Annotated in this window: 24 protein-coding genes; 14 read left to right on the top strand and 10 right to left on the bottom strand. The window is 39.0% G+C overall.

All coding sequences use genetic code 11. The features are described from left to right. Positions 1-2 precede the first annotated feature (2 nt). Positions 3-533: a hypothetical protein gene (locus AACZ88_RS11280; protein ID WP_339710082.1), complete on the bottom strand. Its 531-nt coding sequence runs from the start codon at positions 531-533 to the stop codon at positions 3-5. 69 nt (positions 534-602) lie between these two features. On the opposite strand from AACZ88_RS11280, the gene AACZ88_RS11285 reads away from it, so the two are divergent. Genes AACZ88_RS11285 through AACZ88_RS11300 form a run of 4 tightly spaced genes read left to right on the top strand, consistent with a single transcriptional unit; the run spans position 603 to position 3,259 of the window. Further along, the gene (locus tag AACZ88_RS11285) at positions 603-1,370 is read left to right on the top strand and encodes a 5'-nucleotidase (RefSeq protein WP_339710085.1); all 768 of its coding nucleotides are present in this window, start codon (positions 603-605) and stop codon (positions 1,368-1,370) included. Beyond that, complete coding sequence (locus AACZ88_RS11290) at positions 1,367-2,278, top strand: metallophosphatase (RefSeq protein ID WP_339710087.1); 912 nt, start codon at positions 1,367-1,369, stop codon at positions 2,276-2,278. Before AACZ88_RS11285 ends, AACZ88_RS11290 begins: the two co-directional genes overlap by 4 nt. A gap of 4 nt (positions 2,279-2,282) precedes the next feature. Continuing rightward, positions 2,283-2,771, top strand: a complete 489-nt coding sequence (locus AACZ88_RS11295; protein ID WP_339710090.1) for an anthrone oxygenase family protein — start codon at positions 2,283-2,285, stop codon at positions 2,769-2,771. Between the two features lie 23 nt (positions 2,772-2,794). Then, positions 2,795-3,259 (top strand): GNAT family N-acetyltransferase, encoded by a 465-nt coding sequence (locus AACZ88_RS11300; RefSeq protein ID WP_339710093.1) that lies wholly within the window; start codon positions 2,795-2,797, stop codon positions 3,257-3,259. A 49-nt stretch (positions 3,260-3,308) separates the two neighbouring features. Here AACZ88_RS11300 and AACZ88_RS11305 read toward each other — a convergent pair whose 3' ends face one another. Beyond that, complete coding sequence (locus AACZ88_RS11305; protein ID WP_339710096.1) at positions 3,309-3,614, bottom strand: hypothetical protein; 306 nt, start codon at positions 3,612-3,614, stop codon at positions 3,309-3,311. A gap of 89 nt (positions 3,615-3,703) precedes the next feature. On the opposite strand from AACZ88_RS11305, the gene AACZ88_RS11310 reads away from it, so the two are divergent. From AACZ88_RS11310 to AACZ88_RS11320, 3 genes are all read left to right on the top strand, one after another. Continuing rightward, on the top strand, positions 3,704-4,960 hold the full coding sequence (locus tag AACZ88_RS11310; protein ID WP_339710099.1) for a hypothetical protein: 1,257 nt from the start codon (positions 3,704-3,706) through the stop codon (positions 4,958-4,960). 132 nt (positions 4,961-5,092) lie between these two features. Next, positions 5,093-5,446, top strand: coding sequence for a tRNA-binding protein (locus tag AACZ88_RS11315; protein WP_339710102.1), 354 nt, complete (start codon positions 5,093-5,095; stop codon positions 5,444-5,446). Between the two features lie 210 nt (positions 5,447-5,656). Next, entirely contained in the window at positions 5,657-7,906 is a 2,250-nt protein-coding gene (locus AACZ88_RS11320) for a S41 family peptidase (RefSeq protein WP_339710104.1), read from the top strand. Positions 7,907-8,021: 115 nt separating this feature from the next. Here the strand turns inward: AACZ88_RS11320 and ligA are convergent, their stop codons facing one another. The 3 genes from ligA to AACZ88_RS11335 all read right to left on the bottom strand — a co-directional run bounded on the left by ligA (position 8,022) and on the right by AACZ88_RS11335 (position 11,620). Beyond that, the gene (gene ligA / locus AACZ88_RS11325; RefSeq protein WP_339710106.1) at positions 8,022-10,016 is read right to left on the bottom strand and encodes an NAD-dependent DNA ligase LigA; all 1,995 of its coding nucleotides are present in this window, start codon (positions 10,014-10,016) and stop codon (positions 8,022-8,024) included. Positions 10,017-10,139: 123 nt separating this feature from the next. Beyond that, complete coding sequence (prmC, locus tag AACZ88_RS11330) at positions 10,140-11,024, bottom strand: peptide chain release factor N(5)-glutamine methyltransferase (RefSeq protein ID WP_339710109.1); 885 nt, start codon at positions 11,022-11,024, stop codon at positions 10,140-10,142. 68 nt (positions 11,025-11,092) lie between these two features. Continuing rightward, on the bottom strand, positions 11,093-11,620 hold the full coding sequence (locus tag AACZ88_RS11335; RefSeq protein ID WP_339710111.1) for a GNAT family N-acetyltransferase: 528 nt from the start codon (positions 11,618-11,620) through the stop codon (positions 11,093-11,095). Here AACZ88_RS11335 and ribD point away from each other — a divergent pair. From ribD to AACZ88_RS11355, 4 genes are read left to right on the top strand one after another with little or no spacing between them, the layout of a single operon-like run. Beyond that, positions 11,609-12,661 (top strand): bifunctional diaminohydroxyphosphoribosylaminopyrimidine deaminase/5-amino-6-(5-phosphoribosylamino)uracil reductase RibD, encoded by a 1,053-nt coding sequence (gene ribD, locus AACZ88_RS11340; RefSeq protein WP_339710113.1) that lies wholly within the window; start codon positions 11,609-11,611, stop codon positions 12,659-12,661. The genes AACZ88_RS11335 and ribD overlap by 12 nt on opposite strands. Next, the gene (locus AACZ88_RS11345; RefSeq protein WP_339710115.1) at positions 12,654-13,256 is read left to right on the top strand and encodes an HAD family phosphatase; all 603 of its coding nucleotides are present in this window, start codon (positions 12,654-12,656) and stop codon (positions 13,254-13,256) included. The genes ribD and AACZ88_RS11345 overlap by 8 nt, the downstream gene beginning before the upstream one ends. A 1-nt stretch (position 13,257) precedes the next feature. Further along, on the top strand, positions 13,258-14,121 hold the full coding sequence (locus tag AACZ88_RS11350; protein ID WP_339710117.1) for a DMT family transporter: 864 nt from the start codon (positions 13,258-13,260) through the stop codon (positions 14,119-14,121). Beyond that, positions 14,121-14,738 carry a YigZ family protein gene (locus AACZ88_RS11355; protein ID WP_339710119.1) on the top strand — a complete coding sequence of 206 codons (618 nt, stop codon included), beginning with the start codon at positions 14,121-14,123 and terminating at the stop codon, positions 14,736-14,738. Before AACZ88_RS11350 ends, AACZ88_RS11355 begins: the two co-directional genes overlap by 1 nt. Before the next feature lie 20 nt (positions 14,739-14,758). On the opposite strand, the gene AACZ88_RS11360 is transcribed toward AACZ88_RS11355, so the two are convergent. Further along, positions 14,759-15,166 (bottom strand): thioesterase family protein, encoded by a 408-nt coding sequence (locus tag AACZ88_RS11360; RefSeq protein WP_339710121.1) that lies wholly within the window; start codon positions 15,164-15,166, stop codon positions 14,759-14,761. Positions 15,167-15,373: 207 nt separating this feature from the next. On the opposite strand from AACZ88_RS11360, the gene dnaA reads away from it, so the two are divergent. From dnaA to AACZ88_RS11375, 3 genes are read left to right on the top strand one after another with little or no spacing between them, the layout of a single operon-like run. After that, positions 15,374-16,798 (top strand): chromosomal replication initiator protein DnaA, encoded by a 1,425-nt coding sequence (gene dnaA / locus AACZ88_RS11365; RefSeq protein ID WP_339710124.1) that lies wholly within the window; start codon positions 15,374-15,376, stop codon positions 16,796-16,798. A 10-nt stretch (positions 16,799-16,808) separates the two neighbouring features. Further along, entirely contained in the window at positions 16,809-17,258 is a 450-nt protein-coding gene (locus AACZ88_RS11370; RefSeq protein ID WP_339710126.1) for a low molecular weight protein-tyrosine-phosphatase, read from the top strand. A 33-nt stretch (positions 17,259-17,291) separates the two neighbouring features. Then, complete coding sequence (locus tag AACZ88_RS11375) at positions 17,292-17,996, top strand: SAM-dependent methyltransferase (protein WP_339710129.1); 705 nt, start codon at positions 17,292-17,294, stop codon at positions 17,994-17,996. Between the two features lie 52 nt (positions 17,997-18,048). On the opposite strand, the gene AACZ88_RS11380 is transcribed toward AACZ88_RS11375, so the two are convergent. The 4 genes from AACZ88_RS11380 to dapF all read right to left on the bottom strand — a co-directional run bounded on the left by AACZ88_RS11380 (position 18,049) and on the right by dapF (position 21,166). Further along, positions 18,049-18,678: a hypothetical protein gene (locus AACZ88_RS11380; RefSeq protein WP_339710132.1), complete on the bottom strand. Its 630-nt coding sequence runs from the start codon at positions 18,676-18,678 to the stop codon at positions 18,049-18,051. A 147-nt stretch (positions 18,679-18,825) separates the two neighbouring features. Then, positions 18,826-19,869, bottom strand: a complete 1,044-nt coding sequence (gene mltG / locus AACZ88_RS11385) for an endolytic transglycosylase MltG (RefSeq protein ID WP_339710135.1) — start codon at positions 19,867-19,869, stop codon at positions 18,826-18,828. Further along, positions 19,869-20,396, bottom strand: coding sequence for a GNAT family protein (locus AACZ88_RS11390; protein WP_339710137.1), 528 nt, complete (start codon positions 20,394-20,396; stop codon positions 19,869-19,871). Before AACZ88_RS11390 ends, mltG begins: the two co-directional genes overlap by 1 nt. Continuing rightward, positions 20,390-21,166, bottom strand: a complete 777-nt coding sequence (dapF, locus tag AACZ88_RS11395; protein WP_339710140.1) for a diaminopimelate epimerase — start codon at positions 21,164-21,166, stop codon at positions 20,390-20,392. Before dapF ends, AACZ88_RS11390 begins: the two co-directional genes overlap by 7 nt. Positions 21,167-21,292: the final 126 nt, after the last annotated feature.

Below are 21,292 nucleotides of genomic sequence, written 5' to 3' on the forward strand. Positions count from 1 at the left end.
CTTCAAATTTCGTTTAGTACCCTTAAATATTTCTTCAATTCCAACTTAAATGTATTGAAGTTTTCTATAGGGGTATCCAATATCAAATCGTTATAACTTTTATCTACCTCCTTAAAGCCGACCCTTACTCTTGCCTTTGTCTTGATACTCATCAACTGGACCAGCAAATTTTCCTCTTTGTAATAATTGATCAATAAATCATATTCCCTACTCAAAAATTCGAGTGCATAACTGTTCTCGATTTTTCCATTCCAACCCAAATCTTTATCAGAGAAGACCGGAGTGGCGTAAGGTGAGTTTTTATCGTAGTACCCCTTATAACCAATAATCTTAACGGCATTGGGTCTTATCGAAAACTCTTCAACAAACTCATAGAACAAATTAGCATTGTCAAAAGCATCTAAATCAACAATACAACCCACTGAGGTAATTCCCTTTTCCCTATCAACAACAGGTGCAGGCTTTTTCAATTCTTCCTTAAGAAATTTAACTGCCGATTTATGCTTAAACTTGTCTTGTATTCCTTTAAACATGTACTTTTACATTTCAGCAAATGTAAAGAATATCCGCTCATATTTCTTTTGACGAAGATAAAAACTATAATGGATTTAAAAATTAAACATTTTGTTGTATTTATAACAATTGGTTTGGCTATTTCCTGTAAACAGCAAGTTCTGAATGTTTCAAAAATTGAAGGGAAAGAAATTCGTATCGATACCACAATACCTCAAAACGATAGCACCAATGCCTATATAAAACCTTTTCGTGACCGGGTCAATCAGATTTTGGATAGCACATTGGCCTATGCCCCAAAAAAAATCACAAAAGTAGACGGAATATACAATACAACTGCCGGAAATTTGCTTGCGGATATCATTTTTTCAGCGGCCGCCCCCATTTTTAAATCGCGCACCAACAACAATCTTGATTTTGTTTTCTTTAACCATGGTGGCATCCGTTCCATTATTTCACAAGGAAAAGTTTCCGCGCGTACAGCCTTTGAAGTAATGCCTTTTGAAAATACTATGGTCGTAGCCGAGCTTTCAGGAAAATCGATAAAAAAAATGCTCGCATATTTATTGGACAGTGGAATGGCGCACCCTATCTCTGGCATCCAAATTGTTTTGAACACCGACAACACTCTGGCTTCAGTCAAAATTCAAGGGAAACCATTTGATGAAAATCGCAATTATTTTGTAGCAACCTCAGACTACCTTGCAGCTGGCGGTGACAGCATGGTATTTTTTAAAGATGCCCTGAATGTAACCAGAATTGATTATCTAATCAGAAACGCAATGATCGACCATTTTAAAAAAGTCGATACCGTTGCCGCCAAAGTTGATAAACGATTTTATAAACTGGCCCCATGAACCGAAGAAAATTTATAGCACGTACCTCGGCCTGTTCTGCATTTGTTGGACTAGGAGGTGTATCACTGGGTTCCTGCATTTCAGAATATGCAAAGAAAATCACGATTTTGCACACCAACGATATGCACAGTCACATCGACCCTTTTTCCGCAGACCATTCTGAATATGCCAACTTGGGAGGTATGGCCCGCCGTGCTACTTTAATAGAAAGCATTCGAAAGGAAAACCCAAACACGTTGTTGTTCGATGCAGGTGACATTTTTCAGGGCACCCCCTACTTCAATTTTTATGGCGGGGAAATTGAATTCAAATTAATGAGCATGCTCAAATATGACGCGGCCACCATTGGAAATCACGATTTTGACAATGGTATTGAAGGTTTGTTTGCACAACTGCCCCATGCCGAGTTCGAGCTTTTATCGGCCAATTATGATTTTAGCAATACAATCATGGACGACCATGTCAAGCCCTATAAAACATTTATAGTCGACGGAATTAAAATAGGTGTATATGGAATAGGCATCAAACTTTCTGGGCTGGTAGGGAAAAACCTCTATAAAGAAACCAAGTATTTAGATCCTTATGAAATCGCACAAGACACGGAACGACGACTGAAGGAAGATGAAGAATGCCATCTGGTAATCTGTTTGTCCCATATCGGCTATGACTACGCTTCGGAAGAAAGACCGAATGATTTGGTAATGGCGACCAAGACTCAATATACCGATCTTATTATTGGCGGTCACACCCATACCTTCTTAGACAAACCCACGCTGGTTGAAAACAGCAAAGGCAGAGAAATCATTGTCAACCAAGTGGGCTGCTTCGGCCTTTACTTAGGAAGAATCGATTTTTATCTAGATAGTAATAAGCATATAGGGGGCCATGGCGTTTCTATAAAAGTATAAAATCATGACCAATATTGTTATGGCATTGGCAACCATCAGTACAGGCCTTATGGCAGGTTTATTTTTTGCCTGGTCGTTTTCGGTCAACAATGGACTTGCCAATGTAGGGGACATACTTTTTATTAAAACGTTTCAATCAATGAACAAGTCCATCCAGAATCCTTTTTTTTCGATTATATTCATAGGGGCGGCCTTCTTAACCCCTTGGGCGCTCTACCTCAATAGCGACGCGACTTCTTCCTTTACATTTCTATGTTTGTTAGCCGCAACAATTGTATATTTGGTAGGAAGTGTGGGCGTGACTTTCTTTGCTAACCTCCCACTAAACGAATCGTTGGACGCCTTCGATGCAGATACCGCCTCCTCGGAGGATATTATTTTCCAAAGAAGAATTTTTGAAAGAAAATGGAACCTTTTTAATACTATTAGAACCATTTCTTCCTTATTGGCGTTTGTCTTACTGGTTATCTGCTGTGTATATCCATCCATCTGACCATCTAAAAATCGTTATTTACCATGGTTTCAATAGAACGAACAAATTCTAAAAATCAAGATTTTAAAAAACTTGTGGTGTTGCTCGATGCCTATTTGCGAATAACCGATGGTGATGAGCATGCTTTTTATAATCAATATAACACTATTGAAAACCTTCAAGAAGTGGTTGTTATTTACTCGGAAAACTTAGCCGTAGGGTGCGGGGCAATAAAACCATACGATTCCGATACCGCGGAAATCAAACGAATGTTCGTACTGCCTGAAGCTCGGGGTAAAGGGCTTGCGACACAAATTTTAACCGCTTTAGAACAGTGGGCCGGCGAACTAAACTATAAAAAATGTATTCTGGAAACAGGAAAAAGACAGCCTGAGGCCATTGCGTTATATACCAAAGCCGGATACACTGTAATACCGAATTACGGACAATATCAACGAATGGAGAACAGCGTTTGTTTTCAAAAGCAGGTTTTTGAACAAAGAAATTAGCCTAGGGGAACCAAAATCAAAACCTCCGTCAGTCAAAAGGAGGTACAAATTAGCGTTCCTCTAAAACAAACTCGACCAATTCTTGCAGTTCTTCAGGTAGACTTTTGTTGGAAAAGGGTCGGTTTGCTTTTCGATACCAATACCCGGCATTAAACTTATCCCCCTCTTTTCGATGAAGGTAGGCGTGGATCCAACTACCCAATGTATTATGCATATCTTGAGCAATATCATGGGAAGCTTCCCAATTGCCATGAGCATCGTACCAGAGGGCCATCAAAGCTAATGGCCACGATTTTGGAGGTGTACTTTCTGTCAATGTCTCGGTAAATTCAAAATAATTTTCAGGAATGCCCATTTATACGATTTTCTTGCTTGCTTTTATTTTCAATTGCAAAAATACTTAATTTCACTAGTGCGGTAATTATGAAAATCAATTTATGCTAGGTGAATAAGAAATTTTTATCAGAAAATGGTTATGCGAAATACCTGCCCTATGGGTTGAGTTTGGTATGCACCCTGCTTATTTTTAGCCTGCATATGTCCGAAAAAATGGACAGTATGCTCAACGAGAACAACAACCGTATCTCAAACGGCTTTCTTACCTCCCAAATAAAATACCACAAAGAATTCGGACCGTTTGCCCGAAGACCTTTTACCACCTGGCTTATCGAAACCACATCGGAAACCTTTGGTCTAAAATTAGGGGTGGCCTTTGTACCGGTCAACTTCATTTTGCTTTTTTTGAGCGGAATCTTGATTTACTTGCTTTCCATTCGCCTAAAGGATAAAAGACAACAGGGGTTATTCAATGTGGTCTGCTATTTCTTGACCTTCTCTATACTCTTTGCCTTCTTTCCTCCAGTGTTCAGCTATGATGAACCCTTACAATATTGTTTTATTCTATTAGGTTTAATGGCTTTCGTTCAAAAAAAATGGCTGTTTTACGTCATTTTTTTCTCCTTGGCCCTGATTACCAGGGAAACAACGGTACTTCTCCTTCCTGCATTGGTCGTTTTTTTACCGGGGTTAACCTTAGACTCCAAAAAAGGGTTCACAATAGACCGCTTGCGGTTATATGTTTTGATAGCACTTCCTGTAGTGTTCTACGGAATTTTTATAGCCATCTATCTTTGGAAACACCAACTAGTGGATGCAACAAAAACAGAAATGATAAGTAGGTACTCCTGTTTTTTGGAAAACTTTGAGAATACCAAAAATACGATAGAATCACTGGTTTCCTTTTTTGTAAGTTTAGGGGTACCACTATACTTTTCGCTTCTATTTCTCAGTCAGAGGACCCCAAATAACTTTCAACAGCAATTTATTTTTGCCTTTTTATTGACAGCCCTCATCAACACACCCATTGTCTTTTTGAGCTCCTTTGCGCGCGAGTCACGCCTTTTTGCATTACCCCTCTTTTTTCTCTGGCCGATGGCATCACAACTTTTCGGCAAAAAAATCAAACTATTATTTTCTTTTAAGGCATATTCTCAAATGCTAAGGAAATGGCAGTACCTCCTATCCTTTTTGGTTCTAAACATCCTAAATTATTGGTTCTGCTTTCAATACTATAAAAATTTAGGACTTGGAGAGAATACCTATTTTGCAGAATACCTCTTTCTTTCAATATACATTATCACTACCCATGTTTTATTATTCCAGTATCAAAAAAAGCAAGCTGCTCCCCTTAAAAATATATAGATCAGACCAGGATTTTCAGTTTGTTTCCGTTCGATTTGAACCGTTACCAACGGTGTTCCAAAAAATTTTGGCCGACCAAAACGAATTCAAAAGTTAATCTATAAATTTGACCGAAGTACTATTTTTACCATCATGAATAGAAGAGAAGAAAGCAACCCATTGGCATGGGACGATTTTATGAAAGTTGAAATGCGGGTGGGCACCATTATTTCTGCGGAGGTCTTTGAAGAAGCAAGAAATCCTGCCTATAAAATGATTATCGACTTTGGTGATTATGGCCAGAGAAAAACGTCGGCACAAATCACAAAATTATACCAGCCCCATGAAATCATAGGTCGTCAAGTTGTTGCCGTAGTAAACTTTCCACCCAAACAAATCGCCACGATCATGAGCGAATGTTTGGTACTTGGCGGTGTGGGTGACAATAAAGAAGTGACTTTGATACAGCCCGAAAGGAAGGTTAAAAACGGAATGCGAATTGGGTAAGAGTTAAATAGTCTTTTATACCAGTGATTTATTATACATGTGAAGAACTCTCTTGAATCTTTCATATAATGACTTGTTAATCAATATTGTTTCAAACAAATCCCGAAGTGCTAATATACCAACTATGATAGCGCTGATTATTATAAACTAAATACATAGTTTTAACTAAATATTTAGTTATATTCGATTTATATTTGAATATAAGATGTTATGAGGTTTAAGATTGGTTATATTCTTCTCCTACTTTTTATCAGCTGCTCCGAAAAAAACAACTCTTACGATAGGCAACAGAAAATCGAGAATTTAAAAGCTTTTGCTAGTGTATACGGATACGTGAAATATTTTCATCCGAGTGACGGCGTGTCTGAAATCGATTGGACTGCTTTTGCGATTTATGGAGCGAATCTAGTCGAAAAATGTGAATCAAAGAAGGAATTGACAAATACATTCAACACGCTTTTTAAGCCCATTGCTCCGTCAATAAACTTTTCGACAACCAAGTCAGACAAATATAATTTAACAACCATAACCCCAAAAAATCTAGAAGGTTTCAAACCTACATTTTGGCAGCATAGTGGCGTCGCTATAGGAATGGACCCTCAACTTGAGACACCATATCAGAGTTCAAGGGTCAACGGTACCATTAACAAAGATTATTCTTTCGTTGTCAGCAAGCTGACCATGAGTCTTGACGCGACTAAGTACATAGGTAAAAAGATGAAGTATGTAGCATGGGCAAAAAAAGATGATGTTCATACAGAAAAAGGGTATCTAAGATTTGTATTAAAAAATTCAGATGGTTCATCGGAACTAAAAAGAGCATCTATTTCACAGAACCAATGGAAGCAGTATGAAATTATTACAGACATTGATTCGGCTACAACATCAATTCAGTTGGGCATCGCACTTAGTGGAAAAGGTGCAGTACGCTATGATCTACCCCAACTATTTTATGAGAATAACGGCAATTGGGTTGAAGTTCCGCTTTCTAATCAGGATTTTGAAACGGAAACATCTTTTAAAGACCCTAAACCAAATCAATGGTATTTCGAAGGGGTTGGCTATTCTTGCTCGTTAACAACCACAGATCCCCACAATGGAATTCAATCGGTCATTTTAGAATATTCAGGGGTCATTGAAAAAGAAAAAGGTCAACAACTTTTTTCTCACCAACCTCAATTCGGGGAGCTTATTGAAAAAGAGTTGGCCAATGGAATTTTCTTTCAAGCTCCGTTGGTATTGTACTCCGACGGGAACGGCACGTACCCGAAATCAGATTCAGATAGTCTTTCAGAGTTAAAAAATAGTTTGCAAGCCGTAGAACAAAAGGCTATCGATTTGCCCATAAGATTAGGCAATATCATTAACACATATAACGTCTTTCAACACTTCTACCCCTATTTTGATGTCGTTGATGTTGATTGGTCCCAAGAACTTCAAAAAGCTTTATCTCGTAGTTTTTCGGATGCCACTGCGAAAGACCATTTAGTTACTTTGGAAAAATTCACCGCCCCATTAAAGGATGGGCATATAAATGTTTCCTATTATAAAAGTTCCGACTGGTCTACACCGCCAATTACTTGGGAATGGATCGAAGACAAGCTTGTGATCACAAACGTTCTTGACAGCAAGATACCATTAAAGGTCGGCGATATAGTTACCAGTATCGACGGTATAAATGCAGTTACGTATTTTGAGGAAATAAATTCAAGAATTTCTGCCGGCACAAAAGGTTGGTTGAACCACAAGGCAGAACAACTCAGTTTACTAGGAGAAAAAGACGCTGAATTAACTATCACAGTAAACGATCAAGACATAAAATTGATACGAAATAGTTACCCCTACAGTTCGCCGACAAGAATGGCCGACTATGAGAAAATAAATGATAGCGTCTACTATCTTAATCTAAACAGTATAGCAATGGAAGATATCGAAAAACTAATTCCGGAGCTGACAAAGGCTAAATCTATCATTTGCGATTTAAGAGTTTACCCAAAAGGAAATCATGGATTCATTTCTTATTTGCTTAAGGAAAATGACACCGTCTCATCGTGGATGAAAATCCCTCAAAGCATTTATCCCGATAGAGAAAAAATATCATATCAAAATGGAAATTGGATGTTACCGAGTAAAAAGCCCTATTTGGGAGACAAACAAATCATATTCATTACGAAGGGATCGGCAATGAGCTATGCCGAAAGCTATATGGGGTATATTCGAGGTTACAACCTGGGAACAATTATAGGGCAACCTACGGCCGGCACGAACGGTAATATAAACCTACTTCAATTATCCGAAGGTTTTAGTATAAGATGGACAGGCATGAAAGTAGAAAAACATGATGGTTCGCAACTGCACGGCATTGGTTTTCTACCAGACATTTATGTAAAAAAAACAATCGAAGGGATAAAATCAGGAAAGGACGAGTTTTTGGAAAAAGCTATTGAACTGACCGAATAAAGAGCAGCAACCAAACCACTACCGGTCTTTTTGGACCAAAATTGATTTCAGATTTTCAACTTGTCAGGAAGAGTGGCGCCAAAAACACCCTTGATTTAAACATTTTAATGTACACCTAAACCATTTTCAAAAAATCATCCTCCGAAATAATCGGCACTCCAAGTGTTTCCGCCTTGGTTCGTTTGCTAGGGCCCATTTTATCACCGGCGATCAGATAGGTGGTTTTTGATGATATACTCGACCCTACCTTGCCCCCATTGTCTTCGATCAACTTCTTAAGTTCATTACGACTTACTTTTTCAAATACGCCAGAGACAACAAAGGTTTGCCCTTTTAATTTTTCTGTCTGGTTTTCCAATTGGTCCGCGGAGAGTTTGAACTGAATGCCGTAGCTTTTTAGCCGTTCAACATTTTCCCGATTGTTCTCGTTTTGAAAAAACTCGACCACACTCTGGGCAATACGATCCCCGATTTCATCAACCGCTGTCAACTCTTCTAGTGTAGCGACCATTAAAGCATCAATGTTCTTATAAGCCTTCGCCAATTTCTTTGCGACAGTCTCCCCCACAAAACGTATTCCCAGGGCAAAAAGCACCCGCTCAAAAGGTATTTTTACAGATTCCGCAACCCCCTGAATCAAATTATCGGCCGATTTTTCGGCCATGCGCTCCAATGGAAGTACCTGTTCTTTCGTCAAGGTATAAAGATCTGCATAGTTCTTTATCAAGCCTTCCTTAAATAATAGTTCTACGGTTTCACTGCCCATTCCCTCGATATCCATGGCTTTACGAGAAATGTAATGCTGTATGCGTCCTGTAATCTGTGGCGGACAACCGTAGTAATTCGTACAATAATGTTTAGCATCACCCTCGGTACGCTCCAATTTGGTATGACATTCGGGACAGTGGTCGATGTATACTGTAGGTACAGAGTCATGTGGACGTTTGGTAAAATCGACACCCATGATCTTAGGGATTATCTCCCCTCCTTTTTCCACAAAAACGGTATCCCCTTCTCGAATATCGAACTTTTCGATTTGGTCGGCGTTATGCAAAGAAGCCCTTTTGACCGTCGTTCCTGCCAGCAAAACAGGGGTCAGATTGGCCACCGGGGTAATTGCACCCGTTCGGCCCACCTGATAGGTAATCTCATTCAATACCGTAGCAACTTGTTCGGCTTTAAATTTATAGGCCATGGCCCAACGCGGCGACTTCGCCGTATACCCCAATTCTTCTTGATAGCGAAGATTATTAACTTTGATGACCACCCCATCGGTCTCGTAGGGCAGTTCATGCCGATGCACATCCCAGTATTCTACAAATTGTAAGACATCATCGGTCGTCTTGCACAATTTGGCAACCGACGGGACCTTAAACCCCCAGGCCCTGGCCTTATCAAGCATTTCCCATTGCGAACCAATTCCTGTCTTTTCACCAACGATACCGTACAACAAACAATCCAAAGGACGTTGTGCTACTGCCGCACTATCTTGTAATTTTAAACTACCCGAAGCCGTATTTCTAGGATTCATATAAGGTTCTTCTCCATTTTCGACACGTTCGGCATTCATTTTGGCGAACCCTTCGAAAGGCAATACAATCTCACCGCGAATATCAAATTTTGGAGGATAGTCTCCCTTTAACTTCAAAGGCACCGACCGAATGGTTTTTATATTTGTGGTGACATCATCCCCTTGAAATCCATCTCCCCGGGTAACCCCCCGCACCAACCTACCGTTTTCATAGGTAAGACTAATGGAAGCGCCGTCATATTTCAGTTCACAAGTAAACTCCACTGCTACATCGCCCAAAATTCGTTGGATACGTTTTTCCCAATCTTCTAGATCTTCTTTAGAATATGAATTGTCTAATGAATACATGCGATAGTCATGTACCACGGTATTGAAATTCTTGGTGACCATACCACCAACCCGTAAACTCGGGGAAGAAGTGTCGTGAAATTCTGGATGTTGCGCCTCAAGTGCCTGCAACTCCTTTAACTTCATATCAAAATCATAATCTGAAATCGAGGGATTATCAAGTACGTAGTAATTATAGTTATGCTCGCGAAGTTCGTCTCGCAACGTTATTATTTGTTGTTCGGCATTCATAGTCTTTCTACTCTCTTTACAAATTGAATTTTTTAAGATACCACGTCATTCATTACTTTATTCCCTTATGACCGTTTTTTTTTGTCTTTTCAAAGACAGGTTACCGTCTTGTTTCAGTAATGTTCAATACGACAATCTTCCCCTTAACATACGGTCATTGCCAAAGATATCTTTTCGCAGTTCAATTTCTGAAAAATTATGATCTTTGAGAAGTTGTTCGGTTTCTTTTGCCAAATATTGGTTTATTTCTAAAAATAGGTTTCCTGAATTTTTTAGGTTTTTCTCAGCAAAACGGCATATCGCCCTATAAAATATTAAGGGGTCATCATCGGAAACAAACAACGCCAAATCAGGTTCATATTCGGTGACATTTCGTTGCATTTCTTTTTTCTCCAACATTCTGACATAAGGAGGATTGGAAACAATGCTATCAAATTTCCCTTTCAGGCTTTTGGGCTGAAGTATATCAGCCTGAACAAACTCAACTGTCACATGGTTGTCAACGGCATTTTGCTTGGCAATATCCAAAGCTTCCAAAGAAATATCCAGGGCCGTTACTTTTGTATTTGGGAGATTTTTGGCCAAAGCAATGGCGATGCACCCACTTCCCGTACCGATATCCAAAATCCGTAGATTCCTATCTTGCTTTAACGTAGTAGTACCCTGATTTACAGTTACATGATATTCATCAATAACCCATTGCACTAGTTCCTCGGTTTCCGGTCGGGGTATAAGCACATTTTCAGTGACCGTGAACTCCATTTCCATAAAATGCGTTTTTCCGATGATGTATTGAATGGGGCGTTCCAATCGCAATTGGCTTAAAGCTTCGAATAGCGGCTGCTCTTCCTCCTTTGAAACGACTAAATCAGGCTGAACGGCCAAAACAAAGCGTTGCAGTTCTAAATAGTGCTCGAGCAACAAATAGAAAAAACTGTCCACTTCCTCCTTCGAATAAATGGCATCAAGTTCTTTATGAAAGATATTTTTAATTTCCCTTAATAACACAACATACAGGGTTTTTTATTTTGGGGAGCAAGATATGCAAGATCCAGAAACTGTTTCACCATTGCCCATTAAAGCTTTTTAAGCATCCAAACGGGACAGGAATAATGTCCGGTATCACCCATAGGGGCATCGATATATTGAAATCCCATTTTTTTATAGAGTTCCTGGGCCGCTTTCATATAGGGCATGGTTTCCAAGTAGCAGCCCTCAAAACCAAATTCCTTGGCATTTTTTAGACACAATTTTATCATTTCTTTCCCAAATCCTATTCCCCTAGCCTCTTCCAAAAAGTACATTTTTTGTAGTTCACAAACATTTCCCTCATGATTATCCAAGGGTGCGATTCCGCCGCACCCTATAACATTGTTTCCCTCCACAACCACAAAATAGACCGAACGCGGCACATCGTAATTCTCGTACATATGCTCTAAAGTGGTATCAGCATAGGCCGTGCCCACCTTGGGTGCACCTAAATCAACCAAAACCTTCCGCACAATAGTTGCTACTGCGGTATTATCTTCGGGTTGAATTTCTCGAATAACTGCGCCACTAGTTTCCATCGAATAATATCCTATTTTTGTGAGGTGAATATACATGAAAAATATATTTCGAGGTGCATTTCTTTAGGCAAAAATGGGCAACCTGCTGCCTACCCGAACCCTTCGGTTGGCTGCGTACTGGTTTATGGAGATATGATTATAGGTGAAGGCTATACCAGCGCCTACGGTGGTGCACATGCCGAAGTTAATGCGATAGCTTCGGTCAAAAACAAGGCCCTCTTAAAAGATTCCACGCTGTATTCAACCCTAGAACCCTGTTCCCATTTTGGAAAAACACCACCTTGCGCCGATTTAATCGTAAAAAACAACATTCCGAACGTGGTTATTGGAATTCTGGACCCGCATAAAAAAGTAGCGGGTCGGGGCTTAAAAAGATTAAGGGATGCAGGTTGTGAGGTGATAGAAGGAGTCTTGGCCAAGGAATGTAGGGAACATCACAATCGTTTTTTGACGTTTCATGAAAAAAAACGTCCCTATATTCTTTTAAAATGGGCCCAAAGCCTTGACGGTTTTATAGCCCCGGCCAAAGAAAAACGGAATAAAGAACCCGAACCTTTTTGGATCACTTCCCAACCATCACGACAACGAGTGCATCAATGGCGTAGTGAAGAACAAGCCATTCTTGTGGGAACGACTACCGTTTTAGAAGACAACCCAAAGTTGGATGTACGACATTGGTCTGGAAAAAACCCGATACGAGTTGTTCTTGACAAAGATTTAAAGATTAAAGGAAACTACCACGTGCTCGATGGAACCATTCCCACAATTATATTTACAACTCAAACCGACGATTCAAAATATATAGAAGGAATCGAATATAGTATCATCGATTTCTCTGCCAACATACCCCAGCAGATCAATAGTCAGCTTCACAAACGAAACGTACTTAGCATTCTCGTTGAAGGCGGAAAACGAACCATAGAAACTTTTGTAGAAGCCAACTTATGGGATGAAGCGCGCATCTTTACCGGTAATACTGTTTTCAAGAAAGGGATAACAGCCCCCAAACTATCTGGTAAATTAGTAACACAAGAATACAGCTATACAGATACCTTAAACACCTTTATAAATGATTAAAAACCTAATTTTCGATTTTGGAGATATCTTTATAAACCTCGACAAAGGCGTTGTCTTACGAGGCATTGAAAAGTTTGGAGGTACAAATGTATCCCATGAATTACAAGAAACAAATGACCTTTACGAAGTCGGTGATATAAGCTCGAAAGAATTTATTTCACGACTACAGACCAATTTTCCCAAGGCAACCCCAGAGGAAATTGTCGCAATCTGGAATTCGATGTTGCTTGATTTCCCCGATTATCGGTTAAATTTTGTTGAAAACTTAAGCAGTAAAGGGAATTACCGACTCTTTTTGCTTAGCAATACAAATGATTTACATATTCTTCACTTTATAGAAAAAGTGGGGCAAGAAAAATACGAAAGATTTAAAAATTGTTTTGAGCAATTCTACCTTTCCCATGAAATCAGACTCAGAAAGCCAACCCCCGAGATATTCAATTTTGTTCTAGAGCAAAATGGCCTGGTCGCAACGGAAACTCTATTTATCGACGACTCAAAAGAAAATACCGACGCAGCAAAGGCCTTAGGCATTAAAACCTGGAACCTTCTTGTCGGTCAAGAAGACGTAACTGATCTAAAGTCGAAATTATAATATGTTCGACCTAGCACTTAGCATTCTTTTTTCCACCTCCATCTTTGTGGTTTTCAAGTTATACGCCGTTTTTAAAATTGAAACTCTTTATGCCATTATTACCAACTATGTAGTGGCAAGCTCTGTCGGATTCTTTTTTTATAAAGGAACAATTCAAATTGAAACGATACCCGATAAACCCTGGTTTTGGGGTACCATCGTTCTTGGGATTTTATTTATTGTCGTTTTTAATTTAATGGCTGCAACATCACAGAAAATTGGTGTTTCGGCCGCATCGGTCGCCACTAAAATGTCATTGGTCATACCAGTTCTTGCCGGCGTGCTTTTATACAACGAAACATTAAGTGCACTTCAAATATTGGGCATTATTTTGGCTTTGGCCGCTGTTTATTTTGCATCAGCAAAAGAAACCTCAATAGCCCTATTGAAATCATCGTTGCTATTGCCCATTTTGGTTTTTTTGGGCTCTGGTATTATCGACGCCAGTATTAAATATGTACAGGCGATACATATCAAAGAAAGTGAGTTCCCAATTTTTTCGGCCACCGTTTTTGCCTCGGCGGCCCTCACAGGCACACTATTTATCGGCATAAAATCGATGCGAACACCGATGCGAGCCAATTTTAAAAATGTGTTGGGAGGAATTGTTTTGGGCATCCTCAATTATTTCTCGATTTATTTTATATTGAAAGCCCTACAACATCCAAGTCTAAATAGCGCCTCGGTCTTTACCATAAACAATGTAGCAATCGTACTATTTTCCACTTTGCTCGGTATTGTTCTTTTCAAAGAACGCCTTACTGCAAAGAATTGGGGCGGAATAGCTCTCGCTGTCATCAGTATCACACTTGTAGCGCTATTCTAATGGAACAAAAAACTGACCTTTACAAAACAATTCTCAAACCTTCAAAGGAAATTATTTTCAAAGAGAAAAAGAGCAAATTTTACGGATATGTCTTCCCAATAAAAGATGAAGGTGATGTAAAGCCCATTCTCGAAACATTAAAAAAGCAACATTATACGGCGAATCATGTTTGTTATGCCTGGCAATTAGGGGTTGAGAAAATCAGATACCGTGCTAACGATGATGGCGAACCCAACAACTCTGCCGGAATGCCTATTTACGGACAAATTCAATCTTTCGGAGTCACTAATGTACTCGTTGCCGTTGCCCGAATCTTTGGAGGGACCAAATTAGGTGTCGGTGGGCTAATTGGCGCATATCGTACGGCCGCACAGCTAGCCCTTGATGAAGCAAATATTATTTCTAAAACCTTGCGAAAAACGCTTGAACTTTCTTTTGACTATAAAGAAATGGATAAGGTAATGCGCATTATTAAGCAACAACAATTGGAAACAATCTTTCAGAAAATGGAAATGGACTGCACTTTAATCATTTCTGTCCGGAAAAAGGAATCAATTCGTATAAAAAACATGTTTGATAAAATTCAAGGTGTAACGACCAAAGTAATCACACCTTAGAAATATTTATACAAAATTCATCATTTCGAAATGGTCTTGATTTTCTCCAAAAGATATTCCGGACATTTTATAGGCCGGTTCGTCTTCATATCAATAAAGGCCAAAATAGTATTCGCTGTAGCCAAAATTTCACCAGTCTCATTACTGATTTCATAGTCGAATTCTATCTTCACCAAAGGGGGCTTTTTTAGTTGGGTTTTTACTGTAATTAAGTCGTCGTAAAGTGCAGATTTTTTGTAGTTTACGCATAAAGAAATTACAGGCAACATAACTCCACTTTTTTCCATTTCTTTGTAAGAAATTCCTAGCGACCGTAACCACTCTACTCTTCCTAACTCCAAATATTGCGGGTAGTTTCCGTGATAGACCACACCCATTTGATCTGTTTCACCATATCGCACTCTAAAAGAAATTTCGTTAAAATCCATTTTATTTCAAGTAAAAACTTTATATTTAAGTCGTTTCGTTTTCGGCTTATGAACATGCAAAAAAAAAAGGGGAAATTCAATGGGTTCTCGTTTTTTTTTTAGCTTTTTTGTTCACATATTTGCCCCACCAAGAAAGTATGGTTTTCTCGAGCCGCTTTTCTGCCGATTATCGAAAATATTAACCAACGAAATAAGAGAATTTTAAGAATGAATGTTACTGCTAATTCCGTATGGAACAACTGTTTGGCCTTTATCAACGATAATATCCAACCGCAGGCATTCAAGACGTGGTTTGAGCCTATCAAACCGGTCAAATTAGCAGACAACGCCCTTAGTATTCAAGTACCCAGTAAGTTTTTCTACGAATGGCTTGAAGAACATTACGTAAAATTACTGAAAGTTGCCCTCACAAAAGAACTGGGCGAAACTGCAAAATTGGTCTACATCATCAGGATGGAAAATACTTACGGCAATAGAGAACCATTTACAGAAAAAATTCCGAGTTCGAACAGAGGCAATATGGGCCCCCAGGAAATGGATGTTCCTGTAAAGTCAAAAAACCCGCAATTAAGAAATCCGTTTGTGATTCCAGGCATTCGAAATATCAAGATCGAATCACAACTCAACCCTAATTACAATTTTGATAATTTTTTAGAAGGAGATTCGAATCGATTGGCCCGTTCTGCCGGAATGGCCGTAGCCAACAAGCCAGGCGGAACCTCATTCAATCCACTATTGGTTTTCGGAGGTGTAGGTTTAGGAAAAACACACTTGGCACATGCCATAGGTGTCGAAATCAAAGACAAGTACCCAGAACGTACGGTTCTTTATATTTCAGCGGAAAAATTCACCCAACAATACATTGAATCGGTAAAAAAGAACACTAGAAATGATTTTATCCATTTTTACCAATTGATCGATGTACTTATTATTGACGACGTACAGTTTCTATCAGGAAAATCGGGAACACAAGATGTCTTCTTTCATATCTTCAATCACTTGCATCAAAACGGAAAACAGGTCATACTAACATCTGACAAAGCTCCCGTAGACATGCAAGATATCGAGCAACGTTTATTGTCTCGATTCAAATGGGGACTTTCGGCCGAGCTCCAGAACCCTGATTACGAAACAAGAATTTCAATACTTAAGAATAAGCTTTATCGCGATGGCGTCGAAATGCCCGATGAGATTATCGAGCATGTTGCCAAACATATAAAAAGCAATATCAGAGAACTTGAAGGCGCTATCATATCACTTATAGCCCAGTCTTCTTTTAACAAGAAGGAAGTAACCTTAGACCTTGCGCAGCAGATTGTTGAAAAGTTCGTAAAAAACACAAAACGCGAAGTTTCTATCGACTACATTCAAAAGGTAGTTTCCGACTATTTCGAAATGGATGTAGCCACCTTACAATCGAAGACCAGAAAAAGACATATCGTACAGGCACGCCAACTTGCCATGTTCTTTGCCAAAAAGTTCACCAAAGCATCATTGGCAAGCATCGGTTCCCAAATAGGGAAAAGAGATCACGCCACCGTGCTCCATGCCTGTAAAACAGTAGACAATCTTGCCGAAACCGACAAACAGTTTCGAAAGTATATAGAAGATCTCACAAAGAAGCTCTCCTAACCCCAACATCATGGCTACTAAAATTCTAATGGTATGCCTCGGAAATATTTGCCGCTCTCCTTTGGCGGAAGGTATTCTCCAAAGCTTGGTAGATCCTACAAAAATTATTGTCGATTCTGCAGGAACGGGAGGCTACCATATTGGTGAAAAACCAGATTACCGAAGTATTGCCATAGCCAAAGAACATGGAATCGACATCTCAAAACAGCGTTGTAGAAAATTCCACGTAGCTGATTTTCGTGAATTTGATGTCATTTATGCCATGGATAAAAGCAATTATGCCAATATCATCGCCAAGGCCGAAAATGCAAACGATGTTAAAAAGGTACGGCTATTGTTGACCGAAATAGATGGAAGAGAAAATCAGGTTCCAGACCCCTATTACGGAGGAGCCGACGGATTTGAAAATGTCTTTAACATGATTAAAATGGCATGCATTGAAATTGCTAAAAAACTTTAGCACGAACCACTAGAAAATAGCATAAGATACACTATGAACGGAAAAGTTTTTTTGATTCCAACGACTTTGGGTGACGGCGCCCCGTTAGAAGTGCTGCCTATTTCTATCAAACGGGCAATTGAAGACATTGATTACTACATTGTAGAAAATGAAAAATCGGCAAGAAGATTCATAAAAAAGATAAGTCCAAGAAAACCCCAACCTTCACTACATATCGAGGTATTGAATAAATATACTGAAATGGAAACCATTCCAGCATTTTTGGAACCCTGCTTGGAAGGACATAATGTTGGAGTGATTTCGGAAGCAGGTTGCCCCGGAATTGCAGACCCGGGTGCCGATGTCGTAAAGATAGCACACCAAAAGAATATACAAGTAGTTCCTCTGGTCGGACCGTCATCACTAGTTTTAGCTTTAATGGCCAGCGGAATGAACGGTCAAAATTTTGCTTTCAATGGATATTTACCCATCGACTCTTCCGAAAGAAAAAAGACAATAAAGCATCTTGAAAAAATATCGTCTACATTAAATCAATCACAGTTGTTCATTGAAACCCCGTACCGAAACGATAAACTTTTGGCCGAACTATTAAAAACATTGAACGACCGAACCCACTTATGCATCGCTTGCGACATTACACTCGCCACCGAATATATTGCTACAAAAACTATAGCAGCGTGGAAAAAAACAAACTTAAATCTCCACAAAAGACCAAGTATTTTTATTGTACAAGGTTAAAAAACCCCAACGTTTCCGTCGGGGCCATTTTCATATGTACACAATAATAATCTTAAATTTTCGGATTCCTTTTCGGGGATACATGTGACACATCATAACCCGAGAACTTCTTTATGTACTTCGCAATGCTCGTACCGTATTCATCGGACACATCGATCTGACCAAGGGAACGCAAATAATTTTTCACATTACCCGCACCCGCTAAATGTGCAGCGGCCAACATACCTGATTCAGTAACCTTGACACCACCGATCTGCATACCTTCAAATCGTTTAATGTCTCTTCTAAGAATCCACTTATTTCGGGCAATATTGGTATGAAAGGCCCGTTCTTGCAATACAGGGTCTTTAAGAAAACTTACAGCATTATAAACACCTATTAACTGTAAAGTACCAATACCAAATTGGTATTTTCCTAAATAACCCAATGTGTTGGTCGTAAAATAATTGCCTTGCGACTCTTTAAAGGCCAAAGCCTCTTTAAAACCAACATAAGAGCTTCCCAAAAAGGGAGGCATAATCATAATAGCATTTAATTCAGTTTTGTTTTTGGGGAACAAAACTTCAGTAGGTCCATTTACCTTGAGTGTCTCAGGAACCTCCGCATATGAAGGCTTAAAACTAAAACTCATCAAGACAACAAGCATGATAAGAGAACAAAAAAAGATAGTACATCTTCTCATATCTCTGTTTTCTTAAGACTTACAATCAAAAAACGATCTGCTTAAATTTCAAGCTACAAAGATAAACCGCATTTTAAGTAACTAATAAAAGGCTTTGTTAAAAATACCCAATTTTAGTTAAGAAGTATGGAATTTGCGATTAACACCCTATCTATTTATATTTTTCTCATTTATCCATCGGATATATTGCGCTTTATTTCGGTTGTGCTGCGCTAAGCTCTTAGCAAACTTGTGGTAACCGAAATTTTCGACATTGGCAACAAAGTAGTAGTAGTCGTGTTTTTCAGGATTCAAAACAGCATCAATAGCAGAAATATCAGGCATTGTAATCGGCCCAGGCGGTACTCCCGCATATTTGTAGGTGTTATATGGCGAATCAATTTCCAAGTCTTTGTACAACACCCTTTTTATAATTGTATCGAAATCATTGGTGTGCAGTTTTAACGCATATATGACCGTTGGATCTGCCTGCAACAGCATGTTCTTGCGCAAGCGGTTCAAATAAACACCGGCTACACGGGGGCGTTCATCGACTTTAGCCGTTTCTTTGTGCACTATCGAAGCCAGACTCATAACTTCCGAGGGCTTTAAACCTAATGCCTTCGCCTTTTCCATTCTATCGGTATTCCAGAACCGCTTGTACTCTGTTAACATCCTTTCCCTAAACTCCAATGCGGAAGTATTCCAGAAAAACTCATAACTATTGGGAATATACATCGATAACCTTGTATGCTCATCAAATCCGTTCGTTTTCAAAAAGTCGGAATCATTAAAGGAAGTAAGTAAGCTCAAGCTGTCAGGCTCAAGTTGCCCGGAAATTCTCCCAGCAAGATCAGCCAATGTCTCCTGATTGTTAAAGGCTACTTTTACGGGTATGTTGTTACTGCGCAATGAGTTGATGATTTCGTTATTGTTCATCCCCTTTTTGATTGCATACTTTCCGCCTTTTATATTCGCTAAATAACCCTTTCTTTCAGCCACTTGTTTAAAGGAGTCTACATCGTCTAAAAGAGGATCCAATGTAGCCTTCAAATCTTCATAGGTCGCATCGGTCGCAACATACACATAAGCTTCATCATTATTAAAGGCCGTGTTTGGGGAAAAAATGGCTGCATAAATTTTATAGGCAAAAAAACCTCCTACGATAAGCCCTATGAAAACGATAATCAGTAAAATTCTCCTTATATACATTAGCGATTTAGTTTTTGATACAAAATTTCATTTTTATAGGATCCCTTGGAAAAAACCCAGTCCCTTTTAAGCCCTACTTTTTCAAAGCCGAGTTTTTCAAACAGACTCACACTTGCCAAATTATCTTCCAACACATTGGCGAACAACTGTCGCAGTCCTAATACGTTAAACACATAATCACACACCAGTGAAACCGACTCAGTGCCTATACCTTTATTTCGCTCTTCATTTTTCAAAATAACCAAGCCTACCCCTGCCCTATGATTCTTAGGGTCAAAATCAAATAAGTCAATGAAACCGATGGGCTTATCATCTTCAACGGCACAAATACATAAGCGCAGTTGCTTTACGTCATAAATATCCCGGTGTGCATTTTCTAAATATTGCTCCAATATATATTTGGAATAAGGGGTGGTTGTTCCGCTTATCTCCCATAAATCAGTAGTGTTTTCCAAAAAATACAGAAACTCTAGGTCATTAGGCTCAAGGGCCCTGAGATAAATTGTTTTCCCGGTTAAATTCAGCATTCGATTTCACCTTTAAATACCTGTTTGGCAGAACCGATCAGAAAGATATCGGTATAGTTTCCATCTTTTTCATCGAATTCAACCTGTAAATCCCCACCTTTTGTGTGTATCTGAACTTTATTTTCACTAGACTTTCCCAAATAATGCATGGCCAAGGCTACGGCAGTAACACCAGTACCACACGATAACGTTTCATCTTCTACTCCCCGCTCATAAGTACGCACGTCAAAAGAACCGTCAGTCCTAGGCGAAACAAAGTTTATATTACTTCCTTTGGCTCCATAAACGCCATATCTTAGCTTCGCACCTTCTTTAAAAACATCCAAAGCTTCTAAATTTTCAACCATTTGAACATGGTGCGGAGATCCCGTATCCATAAAAATAGCGTTCGGCTTTAATTTTATTTTGCTGACATTCTGCATCTTTAAGCTAACGACACCATTATTGATTGTTGCTTCGTGTAATCCATCCGCCGCATCAAAAGAAATTTCCCCCTGTATAATTTTCAAAAAATCGGCAAAAGCAACAAAACATCGCCCTCCATTTCCACACATGCTACCTTCTTTTCCGTCTGAGTTAAAATAGACCATACGATAACCTGACATTTCGTCATTTTCAAGTAATATAAGCCCATCTGCCCCGATACCAAATCTTCTATCGCACAGACCCTCAATGAGATTGGCATTATTTTTGGGAAATAATAACTGGCGATTATCGATTACTATAAAATCGTTTCCAGTACCTTGATATTTATAAAATATAATGTTCATGTCAAAAATTAAGATACAAAGATATGACTTTATTTAAGGTAATTTTAGCAGTTAAAATGTAGTTAAACCGGTAATTACCAATTTACGATTTAAGTAATTTTGTTCTAACAATGTTAAAAAGATAAA

The organism is uncultured Kriegella sp. (genome assembly GCF_963975415.1).
In the GTDB taxonomy this organism is placed as follows: Bacteria; Bacteroidota; Bacteroidia; order Flavobacteriales; family Flavobacteriaceae; genus Kriegella.

Bases quoted from the DNA above. Each gene is read 5' to 3' on its own strand.
- AACZ88_RS11280 (WP_339710082.1), bottom strand. From the start codon at position 533: ATGTTTAAAGGAATACAAGACAAGTTTAAGCATAAATCGGCAGTTAAA.
- AACZ88_RS11285 (WP_339710085.1), top strand. From the start codon at position 603: ATGGATTTAAAAATTAAACATTTTGTTGTATTTATAACAATTGGTTTG.
- AACZ88_RS11290 (WP_339710087.1), top strand. From the start codon at position 1,367: ATGAACCGAAGAAAATTTATAGCACGTACCTCGGCCTGTTCTGCATTT.
- AACZ88_RS11295 (WP_339710090.1), top strand. From the start codon at position 2,283: ATGACCAATATTGTTATGGCATTGGCAACCATCAGTACAGGCCTTATG.
- AACZ88_RS11300 (WP_339710093.1), top strand. From the start codon at position 2,795: ATGGTTTCAATAGAACGAACAAATTCTAAAAATCAAGATTTTAAAAAA.
- AACZ88_RS11305 (WP_339710096.1), bottom strand. From the start codon at position 3,614: ATGGGCATTCCTGAAAATTATTTTGAATTTACCGAGACATTGACAGAA.
- AACZ88_RS11315 (WP_339710102.1), top strand. From the start codon at position 5,093: ATGAATAGAAGAGAAGAAAGCAACCCATTGGCATGGGACGATTTTATG.
- AACZ88_RS11320 (WP_339710104.1), top strand. From the start codon at position 5,657: ATGAGGTTTAAGATTGGTTATATTCTTCTCCTACTTTTTATCAGCTGC.
- ligA (WP_339710106.1), bottom strand. From the start codon at position 10,016: ATGAATGCCGAACAACAAATAATAACGTTGCGAGACGAACTTCGCGAG.
- AACZ88_RS11335 (WP_339710111.1), bottom strand. From the start codon at position 11,620: ATGTATATTCACCTCACAAAAATAGGATATTATTCGATGGAAACTAGT.
- AACZ88_RS11345 (WP_339710115.1), top strand. From the start codon at position 12,654: ATGATTAAAAACCTAATTTTCGATTTTGGAGATATCTTTATAAACCTC.
- AACZ88_RS11350 (WP_339710117.1), top strand. From the start codon at position 13,258: ATGTTCGACCTAGCACTTAGCATTCTTTTTTCCACCTCCATCTTTGTG.
- AACZ88_RS11355 (WP_339710119.1), top strand. From the start codon at position 14,121: ATGGAACAAAAAACTGACCTTTACAAAACAATTCTCAAACCTTCAAAG.
- AACZ88_RS11360 (WP_339710121.1), bottom strand. From the start codon at position 15,166: ATGGATTTTAACGAAATTTCTTTTAGAGTGCGATATGGTGAAACAGAT.
- dnaA (WP_339710124.1), top strand. From the start codon at position 15,374: ATGAATGTTACTGCTAATTCCGTATGGAACAACTGTTTGGCCTTTATC.
- AACZ88_RS11370 (WP_339710126.1), top strand. From the start codon at position 16,809: ATGGCTACTAAAATTCTAATGGTATGCCTCGGAAATATTTGCCGCTCT.
- AACZ88_RS11375 (WP_339710129.1), top strand. From the start codon at position 17,292: ATGAACGGAAAAGTTTTTTTGATTCCAACGACTTTGGGTGACGGCGCC.
- AACZ88_RS11380 (WP_339710132.1), bottom strand. From the start codon at position 18,678: ATGAGAAGATGTACTATCTTTTTTTGTTCTCTTATCATGCTTGTTGTC.
- mltG (WP_339710135.1), bottom strand. From the start codon at position 19,869: ATGTATATAAGGAGAATTTTACTGATTATCGTTTTCATAGGGCTTATC.
- AACZ88_RS11390 (WP_339710137.1), bottom strand. From the start codon at position 20,396: ATGCTGAATTTAACCGGGAAAACAATTTATCTCAGGGCCCTTGAGCCT.
- dapF (WP_339710140.1), bottom strand. From the start codon at position 21,166: ATGAACATTATATTTTATAAATATCAAGGTACTGGAAACGATTTTATA.